20 protein-coding genes are annotated in these 25,975 nt (G+C 73.4%); 12 read left to right on the forward strand and 8 right to left on the reverse strand.

Features of this window, described 5'->3' with window-relative positions:
- Positions 1-91 precede the first annotated feature (91 nt).
- Positions 92-682, forward strand: coding sequence for an HAD family hydrolase (locus ACFYWL_RS22035; protein ID WP_386975511.1), 591 nt, complete (start codon positions 92-94; stop codon positions 680-682).
- A gap of 216 nt (positions 683-898) precedes the next feature.
- On the opposite strand, the gene ACFYWL_RS22040 is transcribed toward ACFYWL_RS22035, so the two are convergent.
- On the reverse strand, positions 899-1,267 hold the full coding sequence (locus ACFYWL_RS22040; protein ID WP_386975513.1) for a DUF3037 domain-containing protein: 369 nt from the start codon (positions 1,265-1,267) through the stop codon (positions 899-901).
- Positions 1,264-2,022, reverse strand: coding sequence for a HipA family kinase (locus ACFYWL_RS22045; RefSeq protein WP_386975515.1), 759 nt, complete (start codon positions 2,020-2,022; stop codon positions 1,264-1,266). The genes ACFYWL_RS22040 and ACFYWL_RS22045 overlap by 4 nt, the downstream gene beginning before the upstream one ends.
- Before the next feature lie 136 nt (positions 2,023-2,158).
- On the opposite strand from ACFYWL_RS22045, the gene ACFYWL_RS22050 reads away from it, so the two are divergent.
- From ACFYWL_RS22050 to ACFYWL_RS22080, 7 genes are all read left to right on the forward strand, one after another.
- Entirely contained in the window at positions 2,159-2,893 is a 735-nt protein-coding gene (locus tag ACFYWL_RS22050; RefSeq protein WP_386975517.1) for a YsnF/AvaK domain-containing protein, read from the forward strand.
- Between the two features lie 144 nt (positions 2,894-3,037).
- On the forward strand, positions 3,038-4,222 hold the full coding sequence (locus ACFYWL_RS22055; RefSeq protein WP_386975519.1) for a winged helix DNA-binding domain-containing protein: 1,185 nt from the start codon (positions 3,038-3,040) through the stop codon (positions 4,220-4,222).
- Positions 4,223-4,540: 318 nt separating this feature from the next.
- The gene (locus ACFYWL_RS22060) at positions 4,541-5,632 is read left to right on the forward strand and encodes a hypothetical protein (protein ID WP_386975521.1); all 1,092 of its coding nucleotides are present in this window, start codon (positions 4,541-4,543) and stop codon (positions 5,630-5,632) included.
- Between the two features lie 9 nt (positions 5,633-5,641).
- Complete coding sequence (locus ACFYWL_RS22065; protein ID WP_386975522.1) at positions 5,642-6,478, forward strand: ACP S-malonyltransferase; 837 nt, start codon at positions 5,642-5,644, stop codon at positions 6,476-6,478.
- Positions 6,479-6,489: 11 nt separating this feature from the next.
- Entirely contained in the window at positions 6,490-10,083 is a 3,594-nt protein-coding gene (locus ACFYWL_RS22070) for an SDR family NAD(P)-dependent oxidoreductase (protein WP_386975524.1), read from the forward strand.
- 34 nt (positions 10,084-10,117) lie between these two features.
- Positions 10,118-11,476: an MATE family efflux transporter gene (locus ACFYWL_RS22075; RefSeq protein ID WP_386975679.1), complete on the forward strand. Its 1,359-nt coding sequence runs from the start codon at positions 10,118-10,120 to the stop codon at positions 11,474-11,476.
- Positions 11,473-12,885, forward strand: a complete 1,413-nt coding sequence (locus tag ACFYWL_RS22080) for a condensation domain-containing protein (protein ID WP_386975526.1) — start codon at positions 11,473-11,475, stop codon at positions 12,883-12,885. The genes ACFYWL_RS22075 and ACFYWL_RS22080 overlap by 4 nt, the downstream gene beginning before the upstream one ends.
- A gap of 79 nt (positions 12,886-12,964) precedes the next feature.
- Here the strand turns inward: ACFYWL_RS22080 and ACFYWL_RS22085 are convergent, their stop codons facing one another.
- From ACFYWL_RS22085 to ACFYWL_RS22100, 4 genes are read right to left on the reverse strand one after another with little or no spacing between them, the layout of a single operon-like run.
- Positions 12,965-14,173, reverse strand: a complete 1,209-nt coding sequence (locus ACFYWL_RS22085) for an ABC transporter ATP-binding protein (protein WP_386975528.1) — start codon at positions 14,171-14,173, stop codon at positions 12,965-12,967.
- Between the two features lie 11 nt (positions 14,174-14,184).
- On the reverse strand, positions 14,185-15,018 hold the full coding sequence (locus ACFYWL_RS22090) for a carbohydrate ABC transporter permease (RefSeq protein WP_386975530.1): 834 nt from the start codon (positions 15,016-15,018) through the stop codon (positions 14,185-14,187).
- A 1-nt stretch (position 15,019) separates the two neighbouring features.
- Complete coding sequence (locus ACFYWL_RS22095; RefSeq protein ID WP_386975532.1) at positions 15,020-16,003, reverse strand: carbohydrate ABC transporter permease; 984 nt, start codon at positions 16,001-16,003, stop codon at positions 15,020-15,022.
- Between the two features lie 55 nt (positions 16,004-16,058).
- Positions 16,059-17,339 (reverse strand): ABC transporter substrate-binding protein, encoded by a 1,281-nt coding sequence (locus ACFYWL_RS22100; protein ID WP_386975534.1) that lies wholly within the window; start codon positions 17,337-17,339, stop codon positions 16,059-16,061.
- 467 nt (positions 17,340-17,806) lie between these two features.
- Here ACFYWL_RS22100 and ACFYWL_RS22105 point away from each other — a divergent pair, with 467 nt between their 5' ends.
- Together ACFYWL_RS22105 and ACFYWL_RS22110 are read left to right on the forward strand one after the other, a co-directional pair.
- Positions 17,807-18,238: a hypothetical protein gene (locus ACFYWL_RS22105; protein WP_043967698.1), complete on the forward strand. Its 432-nt coding sequence runs from the start codon at positions 17,807-17,809 to the stop codon at positions 18,236-18,238.
- A gap of 46 nt (positions 18,239-18,284) precedes the next feature.
- Positions 18,285-18,560 carry a hypothetical protein gene (locus ACFYWL_RS22110; protein WP_386975536.1) on the forward strand — a complete coding sequence of 92 codons (276 nt, stop codon included), beginning with the start codon at positions 18,285-18,287 and terminating at the stop codon, positions 18,558-18,560.
- 401 nt (positions 18,561-18,961) lie between these two features.
- On the opposite strand, the gene ACFYWL_RS22115 is transcribed toward ACFYWL_RS22110, so the two are convergent.
- Together ACFYWL_RS22115 and ACFYWL_RS22120 are read right to left on the reverse strand one after the other, a co-directional pair.
- The gene (locus ACFYWL_RS22115; RefSeq protein WP_386975538.1) at positions 18,962-19,672 is read right to left on the reverse strand and encodes an HAD family hydrolase; all 711 of its coding nucleotides are present in this window, start codon (positions 19,670-19,672) and stop codon (positions 18,962-18,964) included.
- A 62-nt stretch (positions 19,673-19,734) separates the two neighbouring features.
- Positions 19,735-22,479, reverse strand: a complete 2,745-nt coding sequence (locus ACFYWL_RS22120; RefSeq protein ID WP_386975540.1) for a glucosidase — start codon at positions 22,477-22,479, stop codon at positions 19,735-19,737.
- 42 nt (positions 22,480-22,521) lie between these two features.
- On the opposite strand from ACFYWL_RS22120, the gene ACFYWL_RS22125 reads away from it, so the two are divergent.
- Positions 22,522-24,465, forward strand: coding sequence for an amylo-alpha-1,6-glucosidase (locus ACFYWL_RS22125; RefSeq protein ID WP_386975542.1), 1,944 nt, complete (start codon positions 22,522-22,524; stop codon positions 24,463-24,465).
- A gap of 142 nt (positions 24,466-24,607) precedes the next feature.
- A complete protein-coding gene (locus ACFYWL_RS22130; RefSeq protein ID WP_386975544.1) occupies positions 24,608-25,939 on the forward strand; it encodes a glycosyltransferase family 4 protein in 1,332 nt (443 codons plus the stop codon).
- Positions 25,940-25,975 lie beyond the last annotated feature (36 nt).

Below are 25,975 nucleotides of genomic sequence, written 5' to 3' on the forward strand. Positions count from 1 at the left end.
AGCTCCCGCGACTACCCGTTGCTTGCGGCGTCAAACGCCGGCTGGCGAGCGTGGTGGACGGCCCGGGTCCGCCGGGCGATAGCCTGGTGCGGTGATCCTGCCCCTGCCCGACGGCGAGTTCCGGGCGTACCTGTTCGACTGCGACGGCACCATCGTCGACTCGATGCCCCAGCACCACACGGCCTGGCGGCGGGCCCTCGGCGAGTGGGGCTGCGACCTGCCCGAGGACCTCTTCTACGCCTGGGCCGGGCGGCCGGTGGCCGACATCGTCGCCGACCTCAACGCCCGGCACGGCCTGGCGATGCCGGTGGACGCCGTCGCCGCCCGCCGGGAGGCGCTCTACCAGGAGCTCCTGCCGACGGCGACCGGCGTGCCCGGGGTGCTGCGGCACATCGACGACGCCCACGGGCGGGTGCCCTTCGCCGTGGTCTCCGGCAGCACCCGCGAGTCGGTCACCGCGTCGCTGGGCGCGCTCGGCATCCTCGACCGGTTCGACACGCTGGTCTGCGCCGGCGACTACGCCCGGCCCAAGCCCGACCCGGAGGCGTTCCTGCTCGCCGCCCGGCTGCTGGGCGTGCCGCCGGCCGACTGCCTGGTGTTCGAGGACGCCGACCTGGGCATCCAGGCGGCCACCGCCGCCGGCATGGCCTCGGTGCGCGTCCCGCAGCCCCGGCGGGGCTGACCCGCCCGGAGCGCCTCGCTCAAGTTTTACGCAAGTTCCACGGCTCGCCGGTCCCCGCCGGGCCGCCGAGCGCCATCCTGATCGCACCGGCGTCGGCGGCTCGCGCCGCCGCCCGTGCGCCGGTCGACCTGAACGGGGGATCGCGCTCCGTCGGCGACGAGGCCGGCGTAGCGCGGTCAGGGGCCGCAGTGCCCGACGGATCAGGGGCCGGCGCGCTCAGCGGACCAGGGCGTCCAGCAGCCGGTCGAGTTCCGCCGCCGGGTCGGCGGTGAGCCCGGTGTGCACCGGCCCGGTCTGGATCATCGTGCTGCGGGGAGCCGCCAGCCAGCGGAACCGCTCGCCCCGCCGCATCCGCCCCGCCGGGCCCTGGCCGACGCACGTCCGGTCCCAGGAGCCCAGCGCCGCCGCGACCTCGGCGAGGTCCACGTCCGGCGCGAGCGCCCGGACCCGGTCGGCGTCGAGATGGGTACGCGCCGCGAGGAAGTCCCGGCCCTGGCAGTAGAGGATGACCCCGACGTTGATCTGTTCGCCGCGCTCGACCCGGGGCACCAGCCGGATCACCGCGTACTCGAAGGGTTCTCTCACGCGGCGCTCCCCTGCGGCAGCCAGTCGGCGGTGCGCGCCACCCGGCGGGCAAGGTGGTCGGCGTACGCGGCGCGGGCCGCGTCGGCGGAGTCGAAGTCGGTGCCGGCCAGCCAGGCGTCGGGCACCAGCGCCAGCACCTCGGCCAGCAGCCCGGGGGTGACCCGGGGCGTCAGGTCGGCGTCGGCCTCGGCCAGCCGGCTCGCGTAGGGGGCGAGCACGTGGTCGTCGGCCCGGTACGCCCGGCGCACGGCCGCCTCGGCGCGCGGCCAGTTGTGGTGGAAGTAGAGGCAGGCGCCGTGGTCGATCAGCCACAGCTCGCGGTGCCAGATCAGCAGGTTGGGGTTGCGCCAGCTCCGGTCGACGTTCTCGGTGAACGCGTCGAACCAGAGCACCCGGGAGGCCAGCTCGGGGGCGACCGGGTGCGCCACCGGGTCGTAGCCGAGCGCGCCGGGCAGGAAGTCCATCCCGAGGTTCGGCCCGCCGCTGCCGCGCAGCAGCTCCTGCACCTCCTGGTCGGGCTCGGCCCGGCCGATGACCGGGTCGATGTCCAGCACCACCAGCCGGGGCACCGACAGCCCGAGCCGGCGGGCCAGCTCGCCGCAGATCACCTCGGCGACCAGCGCCTTCGGCCCCTGCCCCGCGCCGGAGAACTTCGCCACGTACGTGCCGAGGTCGTCGGCCTCGACCACGCCGGGCAGCGAGCCGCCCTCGCGCAGCGGGGTGACGTACCGGATTCCGGTGACCTGACGGAGCACGAGGCCCACCCTAGCCGGAACCTCGCCGCCGCCCGCGCGGGCCGCTGCCGGCGCTCCTATTCGCGACCGGGCCCCGGAATGCTCCGGGTGCGGCTCGGGTAGCCACGGCGTGACCCACGAGAGGAAGGACGAGCCAATGCGACTGACCGAGCAGCAGGTCCGCTCGCTGTACGGGCAGGACGTCCAGGACCGCTCGGGCGCGAAGATCGGCAGCGTGGGCCAGGTATGGGCCGACGCCGCCGGCGAGCCGACCTGGGTCAGCGTCGCCACCGGCATGATGGGCCACCACGAGTCGATGGCCCCGCTGCAGTCGGCGCGGTTGCAGCAGGACACGCTGAGCCTGCCGTACGACAAGGCGACCGTGCGTGGCGCGCCCAGCGTGGAGTCGGGCACCGACGAGCCGCTGGACGCCCGGCAGCTCGCCCAGCTCTACGCGCACTACCAGCTTCCGCCGCCCGACCCGCCGACGCCGCCGCGCCAGCAGGCCGCCGGCTACCCGCGGGGGCCGGAGCTGACCCGCTCCGAGGAGCGGCTGCTGGTGGGCACCGAGAGCGAGCCGGCCGGAACCGCGCGGCTGCGCAAGCACGTCGTCGACGAGGACGTGCACACCACCGTCCCCGTCGAGCACGACGAGGTGCGCGTCGAGCGCGAGCCGATCGCGCCGGGCGACCGGGGGGCGCGGGCCGAGATCGGCGACGAGCAGCAGGAGGTACGGCTGCGCGCCGAGCACCCGGTGGTCAGCAAGGAACAGGTCCCGGTCGAGCGGGTCCGGCTGACCAAGGACGAGGTGGTCGAGGACCAGCCCGTCGACGAACGGCTGCGCCGCGAGCGGGTGGAGGCGGACGTACCGCAGGCGGCCCGTCGCCGCTGACGCGACGCCCGGCGGGCGGCACCCGCCGCACGGCGTGGCCCCGGGCGGGCGGGATCCCTGGTGATCCGCCCGCCCGGGCGGGCCCGTCGGGTGTCGGTGGCCGGCCCTAAGCTGGGGCACCGAGACGGAGGGTGGGCTGACGACGTGGCGACGAGCGGCGCGAGGCGACCGGCGGGCGGGGCGACGCGGCAGGCGGGCGCGGCCCCGGTGCCCGGCCGGGCGGCGCTGACCGGCGCGCAGGCGCTGGCGCTGCGGATGACCGCCCTCTTGCTGCGTCCCCACCCCACGGCCCGCCCCCGGGACGTGGCCGGGGTCGTCGAGTGGTTCGGCGCGATGCAGGCGCAGGACGCGGCAAGCGGCCTGTGGTCGCTGGGCCTGCGCCTGCCCGGCTGGACACAGGCCGACGTGCAGGAGGCCCTGGAGCGGCGGGAGGCGCTGCGCACCTGGCCGATGCGGGGCACCGTGCACCTCGTGCCGTCCCGCGACGCCCGCTGGATGCTGGACGTCACGGGCGTGCGCGCGCTGGCCGCGGCGGGGCCCCGCCGGGCGTTCCTCGGGCTCAGCCTGGAAGAGGCCGACCGGGCGGCCGACGTGCTCGGCGAGGCGCTGGCCGGCGGGGCGCGGCTGACCCGGGCGCAGTGCCAGGCCGCCCTCGACGCGGCCGGCATCGACACCGCCGGCCAGCGCGGCTACCACCTGCTGTGGTACGCGGCGCAGAAGGGCGTCACCTGCATCGCCCCGCATGTCGGCGGGGAGCAGACGTTCGCGCTGCTCGACGAGTGGGTGCCCGACCCGCGCCGCCCCGACCGTGACGAGGCCCTGGGCATCCTGGCGCTGCGCTACTTCCGCAGCCACGGCCCCACCACCCGGCAGGACTTCGCCGGCTGGACGGGCCTGACCGCCGCCGACGCGAAACGGGGCATCGCCGCGGCCGGCGACGCGCTCACCACCGTGACGGTCGACGGCGCCGAGGCCGTGGCCGAGGAGGCCCTGCTCGACGCGCCCCGCGCCCCGGTCGACGACGTGCACGCCCTGCCCGGCTTCGACGAATACCTGCTGGGGTTCAAGGACCGGTCGCTGATGGTCGCCCCGGAGCACAAGCAGGCGATCATCCCCGGCGGCAACGGGGTGTTCCAGTCGACGGTGGTGCGCGACGGCCGGGTCGCCGGCACCTGGAAGCGCACGCTGGGCAGGACGAAGGTGAAGGTGGCGGTGCGCCCGCTGGTCGACCTCGACGCCGCCACGCGGGCGCGGGTCAACGCGGCGCTGGGGGCGTACGCGGCGTTCGTCGGGCTCCCGCCCGTGGTGGAGTGGCCCGGCCCGGCCTGACGTCCACCGGCGAAATGGGGCGGTGAATGGCCCCTGTTCGACCTGACCTGCACCCGTGGCCCCGATTGGCCCGAGACCAGCCGATCGCCCGCTCTGTCGCGCGGGAAACGCGCCAGAAACATCATGCGGTCGCCGTCCGAGGCGGAGAGTTGAAAAAAACACTCGCACTTACATTGAGAAAGTTCTCTTGGTAAAGTCTCACCTCGACACCCCGTCAGCCTGGTCTTCCACATTCTGGGAAGCTCCGGAGGCATCACCGCAACCAACGCAGCCACAACTGAGTTGAATCATGCCATAACCGGAAGGTCGAGGTCGGTTGTGCGTACGCTGCTGCTCTTCGACGGCATTGGCAGCACCAACGAGAATCTGCTACCCGCGCTACGTGAACTGTATTCCGCCCCCGAGAACGCCGCATTCTTCCAGGCCGCATTCGACGCATTCGACGAGGTGGCCGCCTACCTCGACCCGCCGGCCCGGGCCCGGCTGTGCCCCGACGGTTCGGCGCTGCGGCAGTGGCTCGGCGCGGTCGGCGGCGCGCCGCAGGGCTCGGTGGCCGCGGGGATCTGCGTCCACCTCTACCAGGCCTGTCACCTCCAGCCCGCCCGGGGCCACCCCGACGGCGTGGTCGGCTCGCTGGGCCACAGCATCGGGCTGCTCGCCGCCATCCTCGCCGGCCTGCGCCTGCGGCGGATGGACGAGTTCCTGGGCGTCGCGACCGCGCTGCTGAGGCTGGTGGCGGTCAGCCTGGTGCGCGCCCACCAGCTCGACGACGGGCCGACCCCCGACGCGGACGCGGTGGCCCGGTACCTGACCCGGGGCCACCGGGGTGTCGGCCCCGGGCCGATGGCCGCGCTGTCGGGCGTCCCCCGCGCCGAGCTGCGCGGCATGGTCGCCGCCTTCAACGACACCGGCGGCTCGCTCACCGTGGGCCTGGCCAACTCCCCCGGCTCGCACGTGCTCAGCGGGCTGCCCGCCGAGCTTCTCGCGTTCTACTTCGCCCACGAGCCCCGCCTCGGCCGGGCCGGCGTGAGCTGGGCCTTCCTGCCCACCACCATCCCCTTCCACAGCCCGCGCCTGACCCCGGCGGCGCGCCGGATCGACGACGACCGCCGCTTCATCGGCCCGCTGCCGGCCGGCGACCGGCTACGGCTGCCGGTGTACGCCATCGACGGCCCGCGCAACCTCCAGGGGTCGCCGGACCTGGTGGCGGAGTTCCTCGCCCAGGTGCTGCTGCGACCGATCGAGTGGGAGGTCGCGGCGCGCCACGCCGTGTCCGACGCCGCGGTCGACCGCGTCGTGGACTTCGGCCCGGGGCCGGCCGCGCGCCGCTTCACCAGGGAATGTCTCGACGACGTCGGCCGACGCCTGCGCTTCGAGCCGGTTCGACAGTTTCCGCGCCCCGGGCGCTAGGAGGAAAGCATGCGATGTCTACTGTTTCCCGGCCAGGGCGTGCAGCGGCGGGGAATGGGAGCAGACCTTTTCGAACAGTTTCCGGACATCACCGCGCTGGCGGACGAGATCCTCGGATACTCGATCGAAGAACTGTGCGTCCGAGATCCCGAACGCAAGCTGCGGGACACCCGGCACGCCCAGCCGGCGGTGTTCGTCGTCAATGCACTGCTCGGCTTTCGCCAGGTCGCCGAGGAACCCGACGGATACCCGTTCTTCGCCGGGCACAGCCTCGGTGAATACAACGCGCTGGTCGCCGCCGGCGTACTCGAATTCGAAACGGCGCTGCGGCTGGTGAAACGGCGCGGCGCGCTGATGGCGGCCGTCACCGGCGGGGGGATGTCCGCGGTGCAGGGTGTCCCGGCGGCCTTCGTCCAACGCGCCCTGCGGGAGACCGGCCTGGCCAACGTGCACGTGGCCAACTTCAACGCCGACACACAGACCACGATCGCCGGCGACCGGGTGGAGGTCGCCGTGGCCGCCAAGGCCATCGGCGCCCTGCCCGGCGCGCGCGTCGTCCCGCTCAACGTCAGCGGCCCGTTCCACACCCCGCTGATGACGCCGGTCGAGTCGCAGTTGCGCGCGGAGTTGCGCGACTGCGTGTTCGCCTCCGGCCACGGCACCGTGGTCTCCAGCGTGACCGGTGAGGTCTTCGCGCCCGCGCAGGGGCCGGACCTGCTGGCCCGCCAGGTGACCGCGCCGGTGCAGTGGGTGCGCGCCGTCGCCACCCTGCGCGCGGCGGGGGTCACCCGGTTCGACGAGGTCAACGGCAGCACCCTCAACGCTCTCGTGAGCCGGATCCACTGAAGGGACGCACCATGAGCATCGCGATCGTCGGCACCTCGGTGGAACTGCCGGGAGTGGCCGGCCTGGACGCCCTGTGGCGCGTCGTCAGCGCCGGCGTCAGCCTCACCCGGCCGTTCCCCCAGCACCGCCGGGACACGTTGGGCGAGTACATCCACTTTCTGCGGGCCACGTCCGTCGAGCCGGTCGAGGACACCGACATCGACTACCACAACGGGTGCTACCTCGACGCCGTCGACAGCTTCGACTACACCGTGTTCGGCATGACACCCCGGCAGGCGGCCCTGACCGATCCGCATCACCGGATGGTGCTGCGCGCCATGTTCCTCGCGCTGGAGGACGCCGGATACTCCGCCGACCGGCTGCGCGGCAGCCGGACCGGCGTCTTCGTGGGCTTCGCGACGAACCCGGGCTCGACCTACCTGGACTACCTCTCCCGGGTCGACCCGTCGATCAACCAGCAGGCGATCACCGGCAACATCCCGGCCATGCTGGCCAACCGGCTGTCCCACCTGCTCGACCTGCGCGGCCCGAGCCTCGTCGTGGACACCGCCTGCTCGGCCACCCTGGTCGCCGTGCACCAGGCCAAGAACGCCCTGCTGGCCGGTGACTGCGACATGGCCGTGGTCGGCGGGGCGCGGATCGTCTTCGCCCCGGTCAAGCACCCGCATTCGGCCATCGGCATCGAGTCGTCCGACGGCGTGACCCGCACCTTCGACGAGGCCGCCGACGGCACCGGCTTCGGCGAGGGCTCCGGGGCCGTGGTCCTCAAGCGGACCGAGCAGGCGCTGGCCGACGGCGACCAGATCTATGCGGTGATCCGGGGCAGCGCGGTCAACCACGACGGCCACACCGACGGCATCACCAGCCCGAGCGCCCCGGCCCAGGCGGACCTGCTGCTGCGGGCCTGGGAGAACGCGGGGATCGACCCCCGCACGCTCGGCTACTTCGAGGCGCACGGCACGGCCACCCGGGTGGGCGACCCGATCGAGCACGAGGGCATGAAGCTCGCCTTCGCCCGGCACACGTCGGACAAGGGCTTCTGCGCGGTGGGGACGGTCAAGGCGAACGTGGGGCACCTGTTCGAGGGCTCCGGCGTGGTCGGCCTGCTCAAGGCCGTGGCCGTGCTGCGCAACCGGATGCTGCCGCCGCAGGCCAACTTCGTCAACCCCAACCCCGCCCTCGACTTCACCTCGGGGCCGCTGTTCGTCCCCACCGCCCTGCGGCCGTGGCCGGCGGACGGGGGCCCGCGGCGCTGCGGGGTGAGCGCCTTCGGCCTCGGCGGCACCAACGCGCACGTCGTCGTCGAGGAGTACGAGGCCGCGCCGGCGCCGCCGTCGGAGCCGGGCGAGCACCTGTTCACGTTGAGCGCGGCCACGCTGCGGTCGCTGACCGGGCTGATCCGCAGCTACCTGCGGTTCATCGACGACGGCGGGCTGGACGACCTCGACATCGCCGACGTCTGCCACACCACCCGGGTGTCGCGCTCCGCCCACCGGCACCGGATCGCGCTGGCCGTCGCCGACGCCGACGACCTGCGGCGCGGGCTGGAGCGGATCCTCGCCGACGACCCGCCGCCCGTGACCGGCCCGCTGGCCGAGGCGGCGCGGGCGTACCTGCGGGGCGGACCGGTCGACTGGCGGGCGTCGGCGACGGGCCGGGCCCCCCGGGTCGTCCGGCTCCCCTCGTACGTGTTCGACGAGACGACCGCCTGGGTGCCGTTCCCCGACGACTGGCGGCAGACGATGTCGCTGCAACGCGCCACCGAGCGGCACCCCGTGACCCACGACGTCGAACTGCGGCCGGCGCCGACGCCCGAGGCGGCCACGACGCGGGCGGGAACCGTCCTCGCCCTGGTCGACCCGGCGACCGACGCCGAGGCGGCGCTGGCCCCGGCGCTGCCCGCCGGCAGCGGGATCCTCCGCCTCGGTGAGCCGGTGGCCCCCGGCGGCGAGGTGTTCGCCGCCGACAGCGGCGCGTCGTTCGACGCCGTCGTCCGGCTCGTCGAGGAGCGCGACGTCACCCACCTGGTGTACGCCCTGGCGTTCGAGGACACCCCGGCGGGCGACGTCGAGGAGGTCGAGCGCCGGTCGGCGAAGAACCTGTACGGCCTGTTCCACCTGGCCCGGGCGCTGATGTCGGCCGGCGCGAAGCTCGACCTGGTCGTGCTGACCCGCAGCGCCGTGAGCGCGCACGAGGGGGACACCGCCGCGGTGACGGAGAACGCCGCGCTCGTCGGCTTCGGCAAGGTGCTGGTCCGCGAGTACCCGTACGTGAAGGTCAAGAACATCGACGTCGACCCGGCCGTGCCCCCGGCGGCGCTGTGCGCCGAGATCCTCGCCGACGAGCACGGCCTGTCGGTGCTGCGGGGCGAGCAGCGGCTGCGGGAGGTCTTCGTCGAGGTGCCCGACATCGACCTCGCCACCGGCGCGCAGGAGCCCCGGCCGTACCTGCGCGCGGGCGGCACCTACCTGATCACGGGTGGCACCGGGGCGCTCGGCCTCGCCGTCGCCCGGGACTTCGCCACCGCCCAGCCCGGCATCACGCTGGTGCTGCTCAGCCGGTCCGGGCTGCCGCCACGCGAGGAGTGGGACGAGCTGGAGGCCACGTCCGAGGGCCGGCTGGCGGAGCGGCTGCGGGCGGTGCGGGACCTGGAATCGCGGGGGGCCACGGTGGTCGGCGTGTCGGCCGACGCCGGCGACAGCAAGGCGTTCGCCGAGGCGGTCGCCCAGGTGCGCCACCGGTTCGGCCGCATCGACGGCGTGGTGCACGCCGCCGGGCTGCCCGGGGGCAGCACCCTCATGTTCCGCCGGCTCGACGAGTTCGACGCCGTGGTGCGGGCGAAGCTGCACGCGGCGTTCGTCCTCGAGGAGGTGACGCGCGAGAACCCGCCGGACTTCGTGGCCCACTTCTCCTCGGTCGCGTCGGTCTTCCCGGCCCCCGGGCAGGCCGACTACGCCGCGGCCAACTACTACCTGGACAACCTCGCCCGCTCCCGGGCGGGCGGGCGGTGCCACGTGCTCGCCCTGGACTGGGTGGCCTGGAAGGAGATCGGCATGGCCGTCGACTTCGGCACCAACGGCGACACCATGTTCAAGGCGCTGCCGACCGCCGTGGGCCTGGCCGTCCTCGACGCGGGGCTGCGGTCGCGCCGGTCGCGGCTGTTCGCCGGGGAGCTGAACTACGCCGGGGAGCTGATCCACCTGCTGCGCTCGTACGACGTCGGGCTGAGCCCCGACATCGAGGCCACCGTCGCGCAGCACATGCACGCGCTGGAGGAACGGCTGGCGAAGGCCACCGAGAAGATCCAGTCGACGGTCGCGGCCGTCGTGGTGGAGCTGGACGGACGGCCGGGCGGGGAGTACACCGACACCGAGCTGTCGGTGGCGCGCTGCCTCGCGCTCGCGTTCGGCTACGACCGGCTCGACGTCGAGGCCGACTTCTTCGACCTGGGCGGCGACTCGCTCATGGCGACCACGGTGGCCAACAACATCGCGGTCTGCCACGGCGTGCCGTACGACGTCGCGGACCTGCTCGCCGACCGCACCGCCGCCGAGATCGCCTACCACGTCGACGAGTTGCGCGAGTTCGGCGCGGACGCCGGGTGAGCCACCGACCACGATGGAGGACGTCGTGACCGACATGACCACGGGACCGCCGCTACGCCGGATCGTCGGTTTCGCCCTGCCGCTGACGGTGGCCAGCCTGTTCCAGCAGGTCTACCTGCTGGTCGACAGCGTCGTCGTCGGGCGCTACGTCGGCGTCGACGGGCTCGCCGCCGTCGGGGCCAGCGGCCCGCTGTTCTACCTGCTCAACGCGATGTTCATCGGGCTGGGCACCGCGTTCACCATCCGGCTGGCGCACCTGCGCGGCGCCGGGCAGGACCGGCAGCGCCGCGATGTCGTGGTGGCGCTGGCCGCGGTGACGGTGTGCTGGACGCTCGGCTGCGTGCTCCTGGTCACGGTGCTCGCCGAGCCGGTCCTGGCGCTGATGGGGATCACCGGGGCCCTAGCCGAGCAGTGCGCCCGCTTCATCGGGGTGCTGTCGCTGGGCTTCCCCGGCATCTTCGGCTCCGCGGCGGTCAGCGCCTACCTGCGCGGCCTGGGCAACTCGCGGGCGGCGATGTGGGTGCAGGCGTGCGGGAACCTGCTCAACATCGGGCTGGCCCTGCTGTTCGTCGGCGGCCTGGGGCTCGGCATCGCCGGCGCCGCCCTGGCCACGGCGGTCGCCGCCAGCGTGGCCACGGTGGTGGGGGTCGCCGCGGCGGCCCGGGCGTACCCGCTGCCGCGCGGACGGCCGACCCGCCGGGCGGTGCGCGGCGAGTTCGTCGACGCGGTCCGCCTCGGGGCCCCGCTGGCCACGCAGCACGTCATCCTCGCCGTCGGCATCATGGTGCTGGTCTGGATCATCGAGCCGTACGGCGAGGTGGTGATGGCCGCGTTCACGGTGGTGTCCCGGGTCGAGGCGTTCAGCGCCATCCTGTTCCTGTCGTTCTCCGGCGCGGTCACCACGTTCGCGGCGCAGAACCTCGGCGCCGGGCACGTCGAGCGGGCGCGGCAGGGGCTGCTGCGGACCCTCGGGCTGACGGTCGGGCTGACGGTGCTGGTCTCCGCCCTGGTCCTGCTGGCGCGGGGGCCGGTCGCCGCCCTGTTCACCGACGACCCGACGACCCGGCGGGTCACCGGGCAGTACCTGATGATCATCTTCCCCTTCCTGTCGCTCTACACCGTCATGGTCGTGCTGCACGGCTACCTCAACGGCGCGCGCCGCACCACCGCGCCGCTGATCTGCACGATCGTGGCCTTCGCGCTGGTGCAGGTGCCCTTCGCGTACGTGCTCAGCCGGCCGTTCGGCATCGAGGCGGTCATGTGGGCCGTGGTCGCGAGCTGGAGCACCGGCCTGGCGTACTCGATCTTCTGCCTGCGGCATGTCCTGACGCCGCGCCGGGCCCCGGCCCGCGGCCATCCGCCCACGCCCGTGGAGGTGCGAAGCTCCCCATGATCACCATCCGTACGACCGACGTGGACTTCCACTGCGGGCGGCCACGAACGGCGCCCCTGACCTGGGGCCAGGAGGTCATCTGGGACCTCGTGCGCGACTGGGACGACGCGCGCTCCTACGCCGTGCTCACCCGGTGGCTGCCCATCCCGCTGCTGTTGAGCGTCGGGGACGTGCTGCAGTGCGTGGCCGAGCTGCTGCGGCGGCACGAGGCGCTGCGCACGATGTACCGCCCCACGACCAGCGGCGACGCCACCCAGGAGGTGCTCGGGTCGGGCACGCTCCCGGTCGAGCTGTGCGACCGGCCGACCGACGACGACACCGACTGGACCTCCATCGTCACCGACTGCCTCGTCCGGGCCGCGCAGGCGGGGTTCGACCACGACAAGGAGCTGCCGATCCGGTTCTCGGTGATCATGAAGGACGGCATCCCGATCCTGCTCTCCTTCGCCGTGTCGCACCTGTCCGCCGACTTCGTCGCCGCCGACCTGCTCGTGGCCGACCTCACCGCCCTGCTGCAGGCCCGGGTGGACGGCCGGCCCGTGCCCCCCGCCCGGTCGGCCCTGCAACCGGCGGACCTGGCGGCGCTAGAGAACCAGCCCGAGGGCCAACTGCTCAACATCGAGGCGGCCCGGTTCATCCGGCGGCAGCTCGACCGCGCCCACCCCGGGATGCTGCCCGCGCGGGCGCAGCCGGCCACGCCACGGTTCTTCCGGGGCCAACTGGAGTCCGACGCGGCGGCCGTGGCGGTGGGCCCGGCGGCACGCCGCTACCGCAGTTCCCCCTCGGCGTTGCTGCTGGCCGTCACCTCGGCGCTGATGCGCTGCGTCTGCCCCGGCCCCGCCTTCCCGGTCGACATCATGCAGGGCAACCGCACGCTGCCCGAGCTCGCCGGCACGGTGTGCACGCTCAGCCAGAGCATCCCCACCGTGGTCGACCTGACGGCCGGCACCTTCGCCGCGCTGACGGAGCACTGCGCTGCCGTCCTCGCGCAGGCCCGCAACCACGGCCGGCACCGCCACCGCGTCGTCGCCGCACTCGCCGACGAGGCGGGGGTCGGCTCGGCCGCCCACTTCAACGACATCTGGTCGCACCTGCCCGGCCGACCGACCAGGCCGCCGGCCACCCTGGAGGAGCTGACGGCCCGCACGGCGACCAGCCACTTCTCCTGGCCGGAACGGGTCGACCTGAAGAACAAGGCCCTCTTCATGGGCGTCCGGGGCACCGCCGAACGGGTCCACCTCTCCCTGTTCGCCGACACGGCGGTGCTCCCGCCGGGCGACATCCGGGCGTTCCTGGACACGTTCGAGCGCACGGCGGTGACGCTCGCCTACCAGGACGTGCCGCTGGAGCAGGTCGCGGCCTGGTACGCGGAGAGCCGCACGCGGTACGCGGACGTCGACCACGGGTGAACCCGGCCGTCGGGGCCGGGCCGGCGCGCGTCCGGCGCGGCGGGCCCACGCGCACGTCGCCGTGGGCCCGCCGCGCGGATCAGGAGCCGCCGAGCGCGCCGGACGACCGCCCCTCGTGCAGGGTCAGGTTGCGTCCGGTGCCCGGGTCGAACAGGTGGATCTTGTCGAGGTTGAACCAGACCCGGCGGTCCTCGCCCTCGCGTACGGGCGACTCGGCCGACAGCCGGGTGACGAGGCTGGCCCCGCCGCCGCTGAAGTCGGCCCCGGCGTCGGCGGCCAGCTCCTCCAGCTCGGCGGCGCTGGCCCGCTCCCCCTCCAGCGTGAAGTAGACGTACTTGTCGGAGCCCATCGACTCGACGATGTCGACCGGCGCGGTGAACTCGACGCCCCGGCGGCGGGTGTCGTCGTCGACCAGCTCGGCGTCCTCGAAGTGCTCGGGACGGATGCCGAGGATCAGCTCGCGCGGGGCGTCGCCGGCCTCCAGCTCCCGGCGGATCCGGTCGCCGATCGGCACGTCGCCGATGGCGGTGCGCAGCTTCCCGTCGTCGACGGCGGCGTGCAGGAAGTTCATCGACGGGGAGCCGATGAACCCGGCCACGAAGAGGTTGCGCGGGTGGTCGTAGAGCTCCTGCGGCGGGCCGACCTGCTGGATCGCGCCGCCCCGCATGATCACCACCCGGTCGCCGAGGGTCATCGCCTCGGTCTGGTCGTGGGTGACGTAGACAGTGGTGGTGCCGAGCTGCTTCTGCAACCGGGACACGACCGTGCGCATCTGCACCCGAAGCTTCGCGTCGAGGTTGGACAGCGGCTCGTCCATCAGGAACGCCTTGGGCTGGCGGACGATCGCCCGGCCCATCGCCACCCGCTGCCGCTGGCCGCCGGAGAGGTTGGCCGGCTTGCGGTCCAGCAGCGGGGTCAGCTCCAGCACCTTGGCCGCCTCGTCGACCTTGGCGTCGATGGTCTCCTTGTCCAGCTTCGCCAGCCGCAGCGGGAACGCCATGTTCTCCCGGACGGTCATGTTCGGGTAGAGCGCGTACGACTGGAACACCATCGCGATGTCCCGGTCCCGGGGGGCCTTGTCGTTGACCCGCTGGCCGCCGATGCGCAGCTCGCCGGAGCTGATGTCCTCCAGCCCGGCGATCATGTTGAGGGTGGTGGACTTCCCGCAGCCGGACGGGCCGACCAGGATGACGAACTCGCCGTCGGCGATCTCCAGGTCGACGTCCCGCACCGCGACGGTCCCGTCGGGGAACGACTTGCTCACCTTGTCCAGCACGATGTCAGCCATGACTACACCACCTATCCCTTGACTGCGCCGGAGGTCAGGCCGGAGACGATGCGGCGCTGGAAGAAGAGCACGAACGCGATGATCGGCACGGTGATCACCACGGCGGCGGCGCAGATGGCCCCGGTGGGGTCCTCGAACTGCGACTCGCCGGTGAAGAACGACAGCGCCACCGGCACCGTGCGGGCCCGCTCGGTGGAGGTGAGCGTGATGGCGAACAGGAAGTCGTTCCAGCAGAAGATGAAGACCAGGATCGCGGTGGTGAACAGCCCCGGCGCGGCCAGCGGGGCGATGACCCGCCGGAACGCCTGGCCCTGGGTCGCGCCGTCCATCTTCGCCGCCTTCTCCAGGTCCCACGGGATCTGCTTGAAGAACGCCGACAGCGTGTAGATCGCCAGCGGCAGCGCGAAGGTGATGTACGGCAGGATCAGCCCCGGCCAGGTGTCGAAGAGCCCGAGCTGCCGCTCGATCTCGAACAGCGGCGACACCAGCGACACCTGCGGGAACATCGCGATCAGCAGGGAGACGCCGACGAGCAGCTTCTTGCCGGGGAAGTCCAGCCGGGAGATGGCGTACGCGGCCATCGCGCCGAGCACCACGGCGACCAGCGTGGCGATCAGGGCGATGCCGATCGAGTTGACCAGGGCCCGGACGAACTGGTCGGTGTCGAAGATCGACCGGTAGTTGTCAAGCGTCCACTCCCGGGGCCAGAACTTGCCGTCGGTGAGGGTGGCCGGGGTCTTGAACGACAGCGAGGCGATCCAGAGCACCGGGACCAGCGCGAAGACGACGACGATGACGTCCAGCAGGCCCCAGCGCAGCTTCGCCCGCGTGGTGGTGTCGGCCATGTCAGCGCCTCTCCCCGTCGTCGCTGCCGGGGGCAGCGGTGCCGAACAGCTTCACGAAGACGAACGCGATGACCGCCACCGTGAGGAAGATCAGCACGGACATCGTGGACCCGATGCCGAGGTTGAGGCCCCGGATCAGGTTGTTGTAGGCGAGCATCGACACCGAGGAGGTCTCGTTGCCGCCGGCGGTGAGCACGTAGATGTTGTCGAAGACCCGGAACGCGTCGAGGGTGCGGAACAGCAGGGCGACCAGGATCGCCGGCTTCATCACCGGCAGCATGACCTTGGTGAACCGCTGCCACGCGGTCGCCCCGTCGGTGGACGCCGCCTTGAGCAGGTCCTCCGGCACCAGGGCCAGGCCGGCCATCAGCAGCAGCGCCATGAACGGGGTGGTCTTCCAGATCTCCGCGAGCATGATGATCGCCAGGGAGCTGGCCCGCTCGGTCAGCGGCGCGCCGTCGCCGAACAGGTTGGCCAGGTAGCCGGTGCCCGGCGTCCACGCGTACCGCCAGGAGAACGCGGCGACGACCGTGACGATCCCGTACGGGATGAGCGCGGCGGTGCGCACGATGCCCCGGCCGACCAGGGTCCGGTGCATGATCAGCGCGAGCCCCATGCCGAGGACCAGCTCGACGGCGACGGTGACGACGGTGATCAGCATGGTGACCCCGAACGCCGTCCACCAGAACTCGTTGGTCAGCACGGTCGCGTAGTTCTCCAGCCCGACGAACTTCCGCTCGTCGGGGAAGCGCAGGTCGTAGCGCTGCAACGACAGCCAGATCGAGTAGCCGATCGGGTAGGCGGTGACCAGCACCATGACCAGCGCGGCGGGGGCGCAGAGCAGCCAGCCGAGCTTCCGTTCGGCCTTCTTGTTCTCGCTCAGCGCAGCCCTGGGCGGCCGGCCGGCCCGCTGGGCGGGGACCGGGGCGCGCCGGCCGGCGGTGTCGGCCCCGTCGGCCGCGACCGGAGTGGCGTTGACACTCACGGCGCCTCCTTCGTTCGCGACTGCGGGGCTCGCAGACACCGCTCACTCCTCACGCTCACGGCAGCACCCCCTTCGATTCCAGGGCGTCGGCGATGGCGTCGCGCAGCTCCGTGGCGGTCTGCTCGGGGCGGATCGCCGACGGCGGCGACAGGATCGCCGACATCACGGTGGAGATGCTCTGGTAGGCCGGGGTCAGCGGGCGCGTCGCCGGCTCCTTCAGCTCCTCCAGGATGGTCTCCTTCATCGGGTACGCCTCGGTCATCTCCGGGTCGTCGTAGACCCGCTCGATCGTCGGCGGCACGCCGTCGTTGACGGCGGAGAACTTCTGGTTCTTCGCGTTGCGGAGGCACTTGGCGGCCTCGAAGGACTCCGCCGGGTGCCTGGAGTAGGCGCTGACGGCCAGGTTGACGCCGCCGATGGTGACCTTGCTGGGGGTGTCGGCGTCGATCCCCGGGATCCGCGCCCACTTGACCTTCTTCGCCAGCTCCGGGTCGGCCTCCTGCAACGCCGGGTAGACGAAGGGCCAGTTGACCTGGAACGCGCCCTTGCCGGACTGGAACTCGAGCCGGACCGGGTCCTCGGTGGCGTTGCTGAACGACGGCGACGTCACGCCGGACGTGGCGAAGCGGCGGAGCTGGTCGAGCGCGGTGACGGTGCCGGCGTCCATGACCGCCTGCCTGCCGTCGTCACTGAGGATCCTGCCGCCCGCGCTCTCGGCGAGGGTGTTGTAGAGGACGACGAGCCCCTCGTACTGTGCGCCCATGGTGAGCACCTGGTACGGCTTGCCCTGCGCCTTCAGGTCCTGGGCCTGCTTGATCATGTCGTCCCAGGTCTTCGGGGCGTCCGGCGTCAGGTCGGCGCGGTACCACAGGAGCTGGACGTTGGTGTTTTTCGGCGCTCCGTACAGCTTGTCCTGGTAGCGGGCGGTGTCCAGCGGCCCGGCGAGGGTGCCCTCCTCCACCTCGGCCCGGTCCTGCCCGGTCCACTCCCGGATCCAGTCGGCGCTGGCGAACTCCTGCGTCCAGGTGACGTCGAGGCCGAGCACGTCCATCCCGGTGTCCCCGGCGGCGAGCCGACGGACCAGCTGCACCCGCTGGTCGTCGGCCTGGCGCGGCAGCACCCGGTAGGCGATGCGGTAGCGCCCCTGCGCCTGGGCGTTGCAGTCGTCGACGACCTTCTGCAGGTTCTGCTCGGGCGGGTAGTACAGGTTGATGGTGGGCGTGCCGCCGTCGCCGCCGGAGCCGCACGCGGCCAGCGGAGCGACCAGCGCGAGCGCGGCGGCGGCCACCGCCGCGCGGGTTGCGGGTCGGCGGCGATGTCGGGCCGGATCTGTCATGGCCCTCCCCCTTCCTTCGGCCAAGATCCGGGGAGGTCGCCCGTGCCCCGGCGCACGGCGAGACGGTCGGGAGCGGACCGGCGCCGACCGGTTCACCCCGGGCGTTTCGTGCGGGCAACACTGCCCGACCCGCCGAGCCGCGAAACCTGCCCGCAACGCGCGCGACCCGCAACCGCCGTTCGTCCGGTTCGTCCCGCCCCTGACGCCCCGCCTCGGCGGATGCCCGGGCGACCCGGGTGACCCGGCACGTCCGGCGCGCCGGACACGTGCGCGGGGAGGCTACCGGGCGCCGGTCGGTTCGACTAGCGTTTGCTGGGAGTTCCCCCGGACTCAGTTGCCAGCGCGTCGCCGCCGAAGTCGATACGCCTCCGGCCCATCCCGCCTGCCCGAACGGTGGGTAATCGAGCGAACCCCCCGCTGCCGGTCCACCGGTTGGGCAGGATCGTTGACGACGAGGAGGTGCCGTCGTGCAGGACACCCGCGCTCTCGCCCTGACGTTCGAGGTGAGCGGCCTGCCCCCGGTGAAAACCGAAGCCCTGTCCATCTTCGCCGCCGGCCACCGGCAGGCGACGAGGGTCCGGGCCCTGCTCCTGGCGGCCTGCTCGGCGGCCCAGCGCACCGGCTGGACCCCGCTGGGCGGGCCGGTGGAGGTGGAGTTGACCCTGCGGTGTCCGCCGGGGCACCGCACCTCCGACGCCAGCACCCTGCTCGGCGGGATCTGCGCGGTGCTGCAGGACAAGAAGCGGGTCGCCACCATCGGCCTGACCCACCTCGGGGTCCTCGCCGACGTCGCCCTCTACACCGACGACCGGCAGATCCGCCGGCTGTCGTACCTGGAGGAACCGGCGGAGGAGTTCTCCTACCGGGTGCGGGTGGCCGCCGTGCCGGCCGTGGTTTGACCGACGTCCGCGGCGGGGACCGCGGACGCCGACGAAGGGAGCGCCGATGTCGGAGCCACATGTCACGCTCGATCCGAGCGGGCTCGACCCCGTGCAGCAGAAGCTGCGGGGCCCGCTGGAGGACCAGCTGACCTCGGCCCTACAGGCGGCCACGGGCCGGGTCCGGTCGAGCTACGCCGGCGAGCCGGTCGAGCAGGTCTGCCAGCGGCTGCTGGACGAGACCCGGTCCGGGCTGCACCCGGACATCGCGGCCGGCTTCCAGCCGGACATGGACGAGTTCTGCCGGGTGGCGGTGGCGATCGTGCGGGGCGAGGTCTCCTGACCGCCGCCGCCCGCCGGCACGGTCAGGACCGGGTCCGCAACTCCCCGGTCCTGACCCACCAGCCGTCCGGTGTGGCAGCGGAATCGCCGCCGGTGGGCGCGCGGGCGGGACACGCCGCCCACGCCGGGCCCACCGGCGACGACGCGGCCCGCCTGCACTCAGCTCCACGGTGCGCCACCGCCGGACTTCGGCGCGTTCCGGCTCACCCCGAGGAGCCGTGAACGCCGGGCCAGGTTAGGCAGCGCGAGGCGGCCCGTACAAGCCGTCCAGGCCGCCCGCGGCGGCGTTTGTCGGCCACGCCGAAATCCGGCAGGAGGGCGTAACACGGGCAGCCGCGCGGGCGCTGTTCCCGATCGGGAGCGGGTGCGTCCGGCGGGACCGGCGCGGGGTGGCCGGGGGCCTCAGAAGTGCCGCAGCAGGTCCCCGAACGCGGCCAGCCGCAGCACGCCGGTGTCGGTCGGGTCGAGGTCGTCGTCCTCCAGCACCCAGGTGTTCTCGTTCGGGATGAACACCGCCCACATGCCGGCGGCCCGGGCCGGCAGGATGTCCGACTTCGGGGAGTTGCCGATCATCCAGGCGGACGCCGGGTCGAAGCCGTGCTCCCCGGCGAGCCACCGGTAGGTGTCGACGTTCTTCTCCCGCACGATGTGCGCGGCGTGGAAGTGGTGCAGCAGCCCGGAGGCGTCGAGCTTGCGCTGCTGCTCGGCCCGGTCGCCCTTGGTGAGCAGCAGCAGCCGGTGCCGCCCGGCGAGCGCGTCGAGCGTGTCGGCCACCCCGGGCATCAGCTCGACCTGGTGGTTGACCAGCGCCTCGGCCAGGGCGTCGATCTCCCGACGCTCCGCGGCGGAGGCGGGCCGCTCGCGCAGCCGCTCCAGGCACTCGCCCAGGCTGCGCAGGAAGACCTTGCTGCCGTAGCCGTGGACGGCCGCGTTGGCCCGCTCGATGTCGTCGAGGATGGCGCGGATCTGCGCCCGGTCCAGCGTCGGATGGTCCAGCCAGCCGAGGAAGTCGTCGATGACCCGCTCGAAGACGACGTTGTTCTCCCACAGCGTGTCGTCGGCGTCGAAGACCAGCACCTGCGCGTCTCGCCGGACCGGCGTGTCCTGTCGCATGCCTCTCCCCTCCCGTGGCCCGGGACACCGTACTGCGGGCGGCGCGGCTCGGGCACGCCGTTTCACGCCGGGTCGGCCCCCCTGCGGTGGCGCAGGGTGAGGATGAGGTCCGCGACCAGGGCGGTCCAGCCCGTCTGGTGCCACGCGCCCAGGCCCGCGCCGTTGTCGCCGTGGAAGTACTCCGGGAAGCTGATCAGATCCCGCCAGTCGGGGTGGGTCTGGAAGAGCTGGGCCGCGCCGTAGATGGGCCGCCGCCCCCAGCCGTCCCGGGTGAACAGCGAGATCAGCCGGGCGGAGAGGTCGTCGGCGATCTCGTCGAGGGTGCGCTTCACCCCCGAGCGGGTCGGGTACTCCACCTGGAGGTCGTCGCCGAAGAACGCCGCGTAGTCGCGCAGCGCGCTGATCAGCAGGAAGTTGGTCGGCATCCAGATCGGGCCGCGCCAGTTGGAGTTGCCGCCGAACAGGCCGCTGGTCGACTCGGCCGGCTCGTAGCCGACGCTGAACTCCTGGCCGCCGAGGGTGACGGCGAACGGCTTGTCGAGGTGGGCGCGGCTGAGCGTGCGCAGGCCGTACTCGGAGAGGAACTCCTCGGTGTCGAGCATCCGGGCCAGCAGCCGGACCACCTTCTCCGGGCCGACCATGGTCAGCAGCCGCTGCTGGCGGCCGTCCGGGCCGATGCGGCGGGCGCCGATCACGTCGGCGTACTCGGGACGGTGGGTGAGGAACCAGCGCAGCCGGGCCCCCAGCTCGGGCAGCCGGCGCAGCGTACGCGCGGTGAGCCGGGTGGTGGCCGCCAGCGGCAGCAGCCCCACCACCGAGCGGACCTTCAGCGGCACCTTGCTGCCGTCGGCCAGCCGCAGCACGTCGTAGAAGAACGCGTCCTCGTCGTCCCAGAGCCCCTGGTCGTACGCGGCGGCGGCGATGTAGGCGAAGTGCTCGAAGAACTTGGTGGCCGTGTCGACCCAGGTGCGGTCCTGCTCGGCGAGCACGACGGCGATGTCGAGCAGGTTGAGCGCGTACATGGCCATCCAGCCGGTGCCGTCGGACTGCTCCAGCGTGCCGGCCACCGGCAGCGCCGCCGAGCGGTCGAACGGGCCGACGTTGTCCAGCCCGAGGAAGCCGCCCTCGAAGACGTTGTTGCCGCCGGTGTCCTTGCGGTTGACCCACCAGGTGAAGTTGAGCAGCAGCTTGTGCATGACGCGGGCCAGGAACTCGTGGTCGCGGGAGCCGTCGATCTCGAAGACCTTCAGCGCGGCCCAGGCGTGCACGGGCGGGTTCACGTCGCCGAACGCCCACTCGTACGCCGGGATCTGTCCGTTGGGGTGCAGGTACCACTCCCGCAGCAGGAGCAGCACCTGAGACTTGGCGAACCCGGGGTCGACGCGGGCGATGCTGACGCAGTGGAAGGCGAGGTCCCAGGCCGCGTACCAGGGATACTCCCAGGGGTCGGGCATGGAGATCACGTCGAAGCTGGTCATGTGCCACCAGTGGCTGTTGCGCCCGTGCCGGCGGCCGGCCGGTGGCGCGGAGCCGGGGTCGCCCTCCAGCCACCGCTTCACGTCGAAGTGGTAGAACTGCTTGCCCCACATCAGCCCGGCGATGGCCTGCCGGGCGACGAGGGCCTCGTCGGCGGTGGCGGCGGCCGGGATGACGCCGTCGAAGAACCGGTTCGCCTCGGCCCGCCGCGCCCACACCACCGCGTCGAAGCCGGTGGCCAGGTCGGCGGCCGGCGGCGGCGTCCCGCCGGGCGGCGGCGCGGTGCGGGTCAGCCGCAGCCGGATCTGCCGGTGCCCGCCGGCCGGCACGTCGAGGACGTAGTGCAGCGCCCCCTTGGTGCCCTCCCGCCCGGGGTTGACCGTGGCCGCGCCGTTCACCACGTGGTCGTTGATGCCGTCCTTCGGGTACGGCGAGCGGCCCGGCAGCCCCCAGAGCCGCTCGGCGTTGGTGTCGTTGTCGCACAGCAGCGGCACCGGGTCGCCGTCGCCCTCCAGCAGGATCTGCCCGAGCACCCAGTGCTCGCCGACGAGCCGGGCGCCGACGCCGGCCCCGGCGGCGGAGCCGACGAGCCGGGGCACCCGGTCCCCGCCGGGCAGGCCCCACGCCCACGTGTTGCGGAACCACAGCGACGGCAACACGTGCAGCCGCTCGGCGGTGTCGCCCCGGTTGGCGACGGTCACCACGATGCACATGTCCGTCGGGGACGCCTTGGCGTAGTCGACGGTGACCGCCCAGTATCGGTCGTCGTCGAAGATGCCGGTGTCGACCAGCTCGTACTCGGTGTCGTCGCGGCCACGCAGCGCGTTGACGGCGACCAGTTCGTCGTACGGGAAGGCGGCCTGCGGGTAGTGGTAGCGCCACCGCATCCACGAGTGGGTCGGCGTGGAGTCGAGGTACCACCAGTATTCCTTGGCGTCCTCGCCGTGGTTGCCGCCGTCGCCGCCGAGGCCGAACATCCGCTCCTTGAGGATCGGGTCGCGGCCGTTCCACAGGGCGAGGGCGAAGCAGAACGTCTGCCGGTCGTCGCAGACGCCCGCCATGCCGTCCTCGCTCCACCGGTAGGCTCTGGACCGCGCGTGGTCGTGGGGGAAGTAGTCCCACGCCGTGCCGTGTTCGCTGTAGTCCTCCCGTACCGTCCCCCACGCCCGCTCGGACAGATAGGGACCCCATGCGCGCCAGTCCTGCTCCCCGGAGTCGGCCTGGGCCAGCCGGAGCCGTTCGGCGTCGGGTGCGGGCGCGGAGGAGGGGGGCACGTCGGTGATCACGTGCCTATCTTCGGTGCCGCCGGGGTACTTCACCACAGCGGCCATTCTCGTCGTGGCGTGTTACACCTCGCCGCCGCTGGAGGAAAGTTGATCGACATTCGTTTCGGTCCGCAGGTGTGCGGGGAGCTGACGGGCGGGGCCACCAGGGAATGGTTGGTCCCGGACGGCCTGGGTGGGTACGCCATGGGCACCGTGAGCGGACTGCGCACGCGCCGCTACCACGGGTTGCTGGTGGTCGCCGGACAAACCCCGGCGTCCCGGAACGTGGGACTGGTGAGTCTCGATCCGGCCGTCACCCTCCCCTCCGGGGCGCGGCTGCGCCTCGGCGCGCACGAGTGGTCCTCCGGCGACGTCGACCCGCGCGGCTTCGAGCTGCTGGAGCGCTTCGACCTGGCCGACGGGCTGCCGCGCTGGCGGTGGCGGATCGGCGACGTGGTGATCGAACGCGAGCTGGCCATGGCGTACGGGCGCTCGTGCGTGGCGGTGGTGCACCGGCTCGTGTCCGGCGGCCCGGTCCGGCTCGACCTGTCGGCGGCGTGCACCTGGCGCGACGCGCACGGCGAGCGGCGCGCCGACGGCCCCGCGCCCCGGGTCGAGCCGGTGGACGGCGGCGCGGTGGTGGAGGGCGCGTTCCGCCTCGCCGGGCCCGACTGGGCCCCGGAGGGGCAGTGGTGGCTCGGGGTGCACCACCGCGAGGAGGCGGCCCGGGGCCTGCACCCGGACGACGACGTCTGGCACGCCGGGCGGTTCTCCGGCGCGCTGGAGCGCCCCGGCGACACGGTGTCGGTGCTGGCCTGGGCGGGCGACCTGGCCGCCACGCCGCCCCCGGCGGAGGAGGTCGTCGCGGCGGCGCGGCGGCGCAACCGGCAGGTGGTGGCGCGGGCCGAGCCGGCGGACGCGGTCGAGGCCACCCTCGCGCTGGCCGCGGACGCGTTCGTCGTGCGCACCGCCGCCGGCCCGGACGTGGTCGCCGGCTACCCGTGGTTCGGCGTGTGGTCGCGGGACACCATGACCTCGTACGAGGGGCTGTTCCTGTGCGCGAACCGGGCCGACGAGGGCCGGGAGCTGCTGCGGGCCTACGCGGCGACGCTGTCGGAGGGGATGCTCGCCAACACGGCCGACACCGGGCGGGTGGAATACAACACGGTCGACGCCGCCCTGTGGTTCCTGCACGCGGTGAGCCGGCATGTCACCGTCACCGGCGACACCGACCTCGGCGACGAGCTGCTGCCGGCGCTGCGCGGGATCGTCGACGCGTACCTGGCCGGCACCCGGTACGGCATCGCCGTCGACCCGGCCGACGGCCTGGTCACCCAGGGCGGCACCCCGGGCACCGCGCTGACCTGGATGGACGCCCGCGTGTACGGGGTGCCGGTGACCCCCCGCACGGGCAAGCCGGTGGAGATCAACGCGCTGTGGGTCAACGGGCTCGCGGGGCTGGCCGAGCTGACGGAGCTGGCCGGCGGCGACGCCGCCGAGCTGTGGCGGCTGCACGCCCGGGCCACCGCGTCGTTCGCCGCGCGGTTCCCGTCCCCGGTCGGCTGGCTGCACGACGTGGTGGACGCGCCCGCGCCGGCCTACCCGCTGGGCGGCGCGCCGTTCCACGACGACGACCTGCTGCGCCCCAACCAGCTGCTGGCCTGGTCGCTGCCGTACGCGCCGCTGGAGCCGGACGAGCCGACGCTGCGCCGGGTCGCCGGCGGGCTGCTCACCCCGCTGGGCCCGCGCAGCCTCGCCCCCGACCAGCCCGGCTACACCGGCCGGCACCGGGGCGGGCCGGCCGAGCGAGACGGCGGCTACCACCAGGGCACGGTGTGGCCGTGGCTGCTCGGGCCGTACGTCGACGCGGCCCGCCGGGCGAAGCTACCGGTGGACGACCTGTTCGTCGGCGTGGAGGCCCACCTGACCGAGCACGGGCTGGGGTCGGTCAGCGAGACGGCCGACGGCGCGGCCCCGCACGCGGCGACGGGCTGCCCGTTCCAGGCGTGGTCGGTGGCGGAGGTGCTGCGCGCCCGCCGGGCGCGCCGGTAGCGCTTTACATCCCGGCAACGGCGACGTCTCCGCCGGTTATCCCATGGCGGGCAAGATGGGCCGGAGATCCAGGGCGCGTCGGCGGCATCCGTCCCACGGGTGCGGCCGACGCGCGCGCCGGAGACAACTCCAAGGGGGCCGCATGTCACCTGACGCCGAAGTTATCGACATCAACCCGGCCCGGCGCCAACGGGTGCTCATCCTCTCCTGGGAATATCCGCCGGTGCTCGTCGGCGGCCTCGGCCGCCACGTGCACGCCCTCTCCGTCGCCCTCGCCGCCGCCGGCCACGAGGTCACCGTCGTCACCCGCCACGCCGACGGCGCACCCCTGGAGGAATACGCCGACGGCGTCCGCGTCCTGCGCGCCGCCGAGGACCCCGTCGCCTTCCCCCTGGCCACCGGCAGCCTCCTCGCCTGGACCATGGCCTTCAACCACACCCTCACCCGCGCCGCCCTGCGCGCCACCGAATCCGGCACCTACGACGTCATCCACGCCCACGACTGGCTCGTCGCGCACACCGCGATCACCCTCGCCGAGCACCTGGACCTGCCGCTGGTGACCACGATCCACGCCACCGAGGCGGGCCGGCACCAGGGCTGGCTGCCGGAGGAGATGAACCGCACCATCCACGGCGTCGAGCACTGGATCAGCGGCGAGTCGACCCGGGTGATCGCCTGCTCCGGCTACATGCGCGACCAGATCTGCCGCCTGTTCGACGTGCCGGCCACCCGGGTCGACGTGGTGGCCAACGGGGTGGACGACCGGGTCTGGCGGGCCCGGCCCCGGGCGGTCGCCTCGGCCCGGGCCCGGTTCGCCGGCGACGGCCCCCTGGTCGGGTACGCGGGCCGGCTCGTCTACGAGAAGGGCGTGCAGCACCTGATGCACGCCGTGCCGCACCTGCGCGAGCGGCACCCGGGGCTGCGGGTGGTGATCGCCGGCGACGGCCCGTACCGGCAGGAGCTGGTGGACCAGGCGCACCGGCTGCACCTGGGCGACACGGTGCGCTTCGCCGGCTTCCTGGACTCCACCCAGCTCCCGGCCATGCTGGCCGCCACCGACGCGACCGTCGTGCCGAGCCTCTACGAGCCGTTCGGCATGGTCGCCCTGGAGGCCGCCGCGGCCGGCGCGCCCCTGGCGGTCGCCTCGACGGGCGGGCTCGCCGAGATCGTCGAGCCCGGGGTGACCGGGGTGACGTTCCCGCACAGCGACCCCGACGCGCTGGCGGGCGCGGTCGACCGGCTCATCGGCGACGAGGTCTTCGCCCGCCGGGTGGCCCGCCGGGCCCGGACGATGGTCAGCGAGCGGTACGGCTGGGCGACCATCGCCGCCCACACCGCGAGCAGCTACGCCGCCGCCCGCCGCGAGCACGGCTCGTTCCAGGCCCGCCGGGCGGCGAGCCGGCTGGGGGCGGGACGGCCCCGGATCGCCATCCCGGAGGGGAACCTCCTGGCGGCCGGGCACGCGGCCTGCTGACGAGTTGCCGACCTGTCGTCCGATTGGTCCCTGCCG

Source organism: Micromonospora sp. NPDC002575 (genome assembly GCF_042889525.1).
In the GTDB taxonomy this organism is placed as follows: Bacteria; Actinomycetota; Actinomycetes; order Mycobacteriales; family Micromonosporaceae; genus Micromonospora; species Micromonospora carbonacea.

Bases quoted from the DNA above. Each gene is read 5' to 3' on its own strand.
- ACFYWL_RS22115 (WP_386975538.1), bottom strand. From the start codon at position 19,672: ATGCGACAGGACACGCCGGTCCGGCGAGACGCGCAGGTGCTGGTCTTC.
- ACFYWL_RS22050 (WP_386975517.1), top strand. From the start codon at position 2,159: ATGCGACTGACCGAGCAGCAGGTCCGCTCGCTGTACGGGCAGGACGTC.
- ACFYWL_RS22075 (WP_386975679.1), top strand. From the start codon at position 10,118: ATGACCACGGGACCGCCGCTACGCCGGATCGTCGGTTTCGCCCTGCCG.
- ACFYWL_RS22085 (WP_386975528.1), bottom strand. From the start codon at position 14,173: ATGGCTGACATCGTGCTGGACAAGGTGAGCAAGTCGTTCCCCGACGGG.
- ACFYWL_RS22110 (WP_386975536.1), top strand. From the start codon at position 18,285: ATGTCGGAGCCACATGTCACGCTCGATCCGAGCGGGCTCGACCCCGTG.
- ACFYWL_RS22120 (WP_386975540.1), bottom strand. From the start codon at position 22,479: ATGGCCGCTGTGGTGAAGTACCCCGGCGGCACCGAAGATAGGCACGTG.
- ACFYWL_RS22090 (WP_386975530.1), bottom strand. From the start codon at position 15,018: ATGGCCGACACCACCACGCGGGCGAAGCTGCGCTGGGGCCTGCTGGAC.
- ACFYWL_RS22080 (WP_386975526.1), top strand. From the start codon at position 11,473: ATGATCACCATCCGTACGACCGACGTGGACTTCCACTGCGGGCGGCCA.
- ACFYWL_RS22065 (WP_386975522.1), top strand. From the start codon at position 5,642: ATGCGATGTCTACTGTTTCCCGGCCAGGGCGTGCAGCGGCGGGGAATG.
- ACFYWL_RS22130 (WP_386975544.1), top strand. From the start codon at position 24,608: ATGTCACCTGACGCCGAAGTTATCGACATCAACCCGGCCCGGCGCCAA.
- ACFYWL_RS22100 (WP_386975534.1), bottom strand. From the start codon at position 17,339: ATGACAGATCCGGCCCGACATCGCCGCCGACCCGCAACCCGCGCGGCG.
- ACFYWL_RS22070 (WP_386975524.1), top strand. From the start codon at position 6,490: ATGAGCATCGCGATCGTCGGCACCTCGGTGGAACTGCCGGGAGTGGCC.